The organism is Photobacterium kagoshimensis (genome assembly GCF_050337045.1).
Taxonomy (GTDB): domain Bacteria; phylum Pseudomonadota; class Gammaproteobacteria; order Enterobacterales; family Vibrionaceae; genus Photobacterium; species Photobacterium kagoshimensis.
On record NZ_JAKJSO010000007.1, the window covers coordinates 1 to 6430 of the forward strand.

The 6430-nt window shown below is 48.8% G+C and carries 6 rRNA genes; all 6 read right to left on the bottom strand.

Annotated elements, in window-relative coordinates:
* Window positions 1-135, bottom strand: a 16S ribosomal RNA gene (locus tag L4C35_RS00525); the annotation flags it as partial.
* A gap of 427 nt (window positions 136-562) precedes the next feature.
* A 5S ribosomal RNA gene (rrf, locus tag L4C35_RS00530) occupies window positions 563-678 on the bottom strand.
* Between the two features lie 126 nt (window positions 679-804).
* Window positions 805-3696, bottom strand: a 23S ribosomal RNA gene (locus L4C35_RS00535).
* A gap of 319 nt (window positions 3697-4015) precedes the next feature.
* Window positions 4016-5558, bottom strand: a 16S ribosomal RNA gene (locus L4C35_RS00540).
* Window positions 5559-5965: 407 nt separating this feature from the next.
* Window positions 5966-6081: ribosomal RNA gene (gene rrf, locus L4C35_RS00545) — 5S ribosomal RNA — on the bottom strand.
* 123 nt (window positions 6082-6204) lie between these two features.
* A 23S ribosomal RNA gene (locus L4C35_RS00550) occupies window positions 6205-6430 on the bottom strand; the annotation flags it as partial.

Below are 6430 nucleotides of genomic sequence, written 5' to 3' on the forward strand. Positions count from 1 at the left end.
GCATATTCCCAGGCATTACTCACCCGTCCGCCGCTCGTCAGCGAAGTAGCAAGCTACTTCCTGTTACCGCTCGACTTGCATGTGTTAGGCCTGCCGCCAGCGTTCAATCTGAGCCATGATCAAACTCTTCAATTTAAAGTTTTTGATGGCTCAATGAATACTGATTGAATATCGATAACTAGAAGCTAGTCATGATATTCGAATTGACTGTGCCAAATAATAAGTAAACTTGTTATTTGTATTGGTCACTCAGTTCATTGATGCCAAATTCATTCTTACTTAAAAAGTAACAATGAATAGTTTTGACTATTCATTTCACGAGTGCCCACACAGATTGCATGGTCAAATTGTTAAAGAACGTTGACTTTCAATGCCTTAGCGTTAAACGCTTCAGCAAGTCAGGACGCGTATAATACGCTTCTTGATTTTTAAGTCAAGATAAAATTTTCATCTTTTTAATCATTCGATTAAAACATAAAAACCTTATGTTGACTCCGCTCACACCACTTGGCGCTAGAGCGAAATAAAAGCCCGTTGTTGCCAACGGGCTCTCAAATTTGAAGCCTGGCGATGACCTACTCTCACATGGGGAGACCCCACACTACCATCGGCGCTATTACGTTTCACTACTGAGTTCGGCATGGGATCAGGTGGGTCCATAATGCTATGGTCGCCAAGCAAATTCGGGTTTATTCACCGCCATCAGGCGATAAATACAATCTGGGAAAATCTAACTAGTTACAATATCAAGTCCAAACACGCATTCAAGCGTTTATGGAGTCCGTAAAACCCCTTGGGTGTTGTATGGTTAAGCCTCACGGGCAATTAGTACAGGTTAGCTCAATGCCTCGCAGCACTTACACACCCTGCCTATCAACGTCGTAGTCTTCGACAACCCTTTAGAGACCTTAAAGGTCTAGAGATGACTCATCTTGAGGCTCGCTTCGCGCTTAGATGCTTTCAGCGCTTATCGATTCCGAACGTAGCTACCGGGCAATGCGATTGGCATCACAACCCGAACACCAGCGGTTCGTCCACTCCGGTCCTCTCGTACTAGGAGCAGCCCCTCTCAATCATCTAACGCCCACGGCAGATAGGGACCGAACTGTCTCACGACGTTCTAAACCCAGCTCGCGTACCACTTTAAATGGCGAACAGCCATACCCTTGGGACCGACTTCAGCCCCAGGATGTGATGAGCCGACATCGAGGTGCCAAACACCGCCGTCGATATGAACTCTTGGGCGGTATCAGCCTGTTATCCCCGGAGTACCTTTTATCCGTTGAGCGATGGCCCTTCCATTCAGAACCACCGGATCACTATGACCTGCTTTCGCACCTGCTCGAATTGTCATTCTCGCAGTCAAGCGGGCTTATGCCATTGCACTAACCTCACGATGTCCGACCGTGATTAGCCCACCTTCGTGCTCCTCCGTTACTCTTTGGGAGGAGACCGCCCCAGTCAAACTACCCACCAGGCACTGTCCGCACCCCCGATAAGGGGGCGACGTTAGAACATCAAGCATACAAGGGTGGTATTTCAAGGACGGCTCCACGCAATCTAGCGACTGCGCTTCGAAGCCTCCCACCTATCCTACACATGTAGGGTCAATGTTCAGTGCCAAGCTGTAGTAAAGGTTCACGGGGTCTTTCCGTCTAGCCGCGGGTACACAGCATCTTCACTGCGATTTCAATTTCACTGAGTCTCGGGTGGAGACAGCGTGGCCATCATTACGCCATTCGTGCAGGTCGGAACTTACCCGACAAGGAATTTCGCTACCTTAGGACCGTTATAGTTACGGCCGCCGTTTACCGGGGCTTCGATCAAGAGCTTCGACCTAAGTCTAACCCCATCAATTAACCTTCCGGCACCGGGCAGGCGTCACACCGTATACGTCATCTTTCGATTTTGCACAGTGCTGTGTTTTTAATAAACAGTTGCAGCCACCTGGTATCTGCGACTCCCGACAGCTTAGAGAGCAAGTCTCATCACCGCGAGGAGCGTACCTTCTCCCGAAGTTACGGTACCATTTTGCCTAGTTCCTTCACCCGAGTTCTCTCAAGCGCCTTGGTATTCTCTACCTGATCACCTGTGTCGGTTTGGAGTACGATTACTTATAACCTATCGCTTAGAGGCTTTTCCCGGAAGCATGGCATCAATGACTTCATCACCGTAGTGACTCGACATCAGGTCTCAGCCTTAAGATAGTCCGGATTTGCCTAAACTATCAGCCTACACCCTTGAACTTGGACGACCGTCGCCAAGCCCACCTAGCCTTCTCCGTCCCCCCATCGCAGTTATAAGCAGTACAGGAATATTAACCTGTTTCCCATCGACTACGCCTTTCGGCCTCGCCTTAGGGGTCGACTTACCCTGCCCCGATTAACGTTGGACAGGAACCCTTGATCTTCCGGCGAGGGAGTTTTTCACTCCCTTTATCGTTACTCATGTCAGCATTCGCACTTCTGATACCTCCAGCAGCCCTTACAGACCACCTTCAACGGCTTACAGAACGCTCCCCTACCCAATATGACAAGTCATATTGCCGCAGCTTCGGTGTATAGCTTAGCCCCGTTAAATCTTCCGCGCAGGCCGACTCGACCAGTGAGCTATTACGCTTTCTTTAAATGATGGCTGCTTCTAAGCCAACATCCTGGCTGTCTGAGCCTTCCCACATCGTTTCCCACTTAGCTATAACTTTGGGACCTTAGCTGGCGGTCTGGGTTGTTTCCCTCTCCACGACGGACGTTAGCACCCGCCGTGTGTCTCCCGGATAGTACTTACTGGTATTCGGAGTTTGCAAAGGGTTGGTAAGTCGGGATGACCCCCTAGCCTTAACAGTGCTCTACCCCCAGTAGTATTCGTCCGAGGCGCTACCTAAATAGCTTTCGGGGAGAACCAGCTATCTCCAGGTTTGATTGGCCTTTCACCCCTAGCCACAAGTCATCCGCTAATTTTTCAACATTAGTCGGTTCGGTCCTCCAGTAAGTGTTACCTCACCTTCAACCTGCCCATGGCTAGATCACCTGGTTTCGGGTCTAATCCTAGCAACTATGACGCCCAGTTAAGACTCGGTTTCCCTACGGCTCCCCTAAACGGTTAACCTTGCTACTAAAATTAAGTCGCTGACCCATTATACAAAAGGTACGCAGTCACCCAACAAGTGGGCTCCTACTGCTTGTACGTACACGGTTTCAGGTTCTATTTCACTCCCCTCACAGGGGTTCTTTTCGCCTTTCCCTCACGGTACTGGTTCACTATCGGTCAGTCAGGAGTATTTAGCCTTGGAGGATGGTCCCCCCATGTTCAAACAGGATATCACGTGTCCCGTCCTACTCGTTTTCACTAATAATGCGTTGTCGGTTACGGGGCTATCACCCTGTATCGCCAAGCTTTCCAGCACATTCACCTAACGCAAGACTAGCTTAAGGGCTAATCCGATTTCGCTCGCCGCTACTGTCGGAATCTCGGTTGATTTCTCTTCCTCGGGGTACTTAGATGTTTCAGTTCCCCCGGTTCGCCTCGTTACGCTATGTATTCACGTAACGATAACTGCTTATGCAGTTGGGTTTCCCCATTCGGAAATCCCAGTCTCAAGTGATTTTTACTATCTAAACTGGGCTTATCGCAAGTTAATACGTCCTTCATCGCCTCTGACTGCCAAGGCATCCACCGTGTACGCTTAGTCACTTAACCATACAACCCCAAGAGGTCTGTATGTTCAAACAACCAAGGTTGTGTATCTGATAAGGATACAAATTGGTTTTTCGCCGGACTCTACACAAGACACTTGAATGTGTGTTGTTTTGAGAACTCGTTTCTATCATTAAGATAAAAACTATTGTAATTGAATCTATTGATTCAATTTACTAGTCAGCTTTCCAGATTGTTAAAGAGCATAACGCAAAAAGCGTTAATCAATAACTGACGTTATTCATTAGCGCTTTCGCTATTTCTAAAACTATTTTACCAAGCAATCTGTGTGGACACTGCATCAAACAAGCAGTCTATCGTTTAAGGAGGTGATCCAGCCCCAGGTTCCCCTAGGGCTACCTTGTTACGACTTCACCCCAGTCATGAACCACACCGTGGTAAACGCCCTCCCGAAGGTTAAGCTATCTACTTCTGGTGCAGCCCACTCCCATGGTGTGACGGGCGGTGTGTACAAGGCCCGGGAACGTATTCACCGTGGCATTCTGATCCACGATTACTAGCGATTCCGACTTCATGGAGTCGAGTTGCAGACTCCAATCCGGACTACGACGTACTTTCTGGGATTCGCTCACCATCGCTGGTTGGCAGCCCTCTGTATACGCCATTGTAGCACGTGTGTAGCCCTACTCGTAAGGGCCATGATGACTTGACGTCGTCCCCACCTTCCTCCGGTTTATCACCGGCAGTCTCCCTGGAGTTCCCACCATTAYGTGCTGGCAAACAAGGATAAGGGTTGCGCTCGTTGCGGGACTTAACCCAACATTTCACAACACGAGCTGACGACAGCCATGCAGCACCTGTCTCAGAGTTCCCGAAGGCACTAAGCTATCTCTAGCGAATTCTCTGGATGTCAAGAGTAGGTAAGGTTCTTCGCGTTGCATCGAATTAAACCACATGCTCCACCGCTTGTGCGGGCCCCCGTCAATTCATTTGAGTTTTAATCTTGCGACCGTACTCCCCAGGCGGTCTACTTAACGCGTTAGCTCCGAAAGCCAGTGTTCAAGACACCAACCTCCAAGTAGACATCGTTTACGGCGTGGACTACCAGGGTATCTAATCCTGTTTGCTCCCCACGCTTTCGCATCTGAGCGTCAGTCTTTGTCCAGGGGGCCGCCTTCGCCACCGGTATTCCTTCAGATCTCTACGCATTTCACCGCTACACCTGAAATTCTACCCCCCTCTACAAGACTCTAGTCTGCCAGTTCAAAATGCTGTTCCGAGGTTGAGCCCCGGGCTTTCACATCTTGCTTAACAGACCGCCTGCATGCGCTTTACGCCCAGTAATTCCGATTAACGCTCGCACCCTCCGTATTACCGCGGCTGCTGGCACGGAGTTAGCCGGTGCTTCTTCTGCAGCTAACGTCAAATGATAGTGCTATTAACACTACCACCTTCCTCACTGCTGAAAGTACTTTACAACCCGAAGGCCTTCTTCATACACGCGGCATGGCTGCATCAGGGTTTCCCCCATTGTGCAATATTCCCCACTGCTGCCTCCCGTAGGAGTCTGGACCGTGTCTCAGTTCCAGTGTGGCTGATCATCCTCTCAGACCAGCTAGGGATCGTCGCCTTGGTGAGCCTTTACCCCACCAACTAGCTAATCCCACCTGGGCTAATCTTGACGCGAGAGGTCCGAAGATCCCCCTCTTTGGCCCGTAGGCATTATGCGGTATTAGCTATCGTTTCCAATAGTTATCCCCCACATCAAGGCATATTCCCAGGCATTACTCACCCGTCCGCCGCTCGTCAGCGAAGTAGCAAGCTACTTCCTGTTACCGCTCGACTTGCATGTGTTAGGCCTGCCGCCAGCGTTCAATCTGAGCCATGATCAAACTCTTCAATTAAAAGTTTGTGAGTCTTGCGACCGGCTCAATGAATACTGATTGAATATCGATAACTAGAAGCTAGCCATGATATTCGAATTGACTGTGCCAAATAATAAGTAAACTTGTTATTTGTATTGGTCACTCAGTTCATTGATATAATCTTTTTTGACTATTCATTTCACGAGTGCCCACACAGATTGCATGGTCAAATTGTTAAAGAACGTTGACTTTCAACGCCTTAGCGTTAAACGCTTCAGCAAGTCAGGACGCGTATAATACGCTTCTTGATTTTTAAGTCAAGATAAAATTTTCATCTTTTTAATCATTCGATTAAAACATAAAAACCTTATATTGACTCCGCTCACACCGCTTGGCGTTAGAGCGAAATAAAAGCCCGTTGTTACCAACGGGCTCTCAAAATTGAAGCCTGGCGATGACCTACTCTCACATGGGGAGACCCCACACTACCATCGGCGCTATTACGTTTCACTACTGAGTTCGGCATGGGATCAGGTGGGTCCATAATGCTATGGTCGCCAAGCAAATTCGGGTTATTCACCGCCATCAGGCGATAAATACAATCTGGGAAAATCTAACTAGTTACAATATCGTTCTTAACACGCATTCAAGCGTTATGGAGTCCGTAAAACCCCTTGGGTGTTGTATGGTTAAGCCTCACGGGCAATTAGTACAGGTTAGCTCAATGCCTCGCAGCACTTACACACCCTGCCTATCAACGTCGTAGTCTTCGACAACCCTTTAGAGACCTTAAAGGTCTAGAGATGACTCATCTTGAGGCTCGCTTCGCGCTTAGATGCTTTCAGCGCTTATCGATTCCGAACGTAGCTACCGGGCAATGCGATTGGCATCACAACCCGAACACCAGCGGT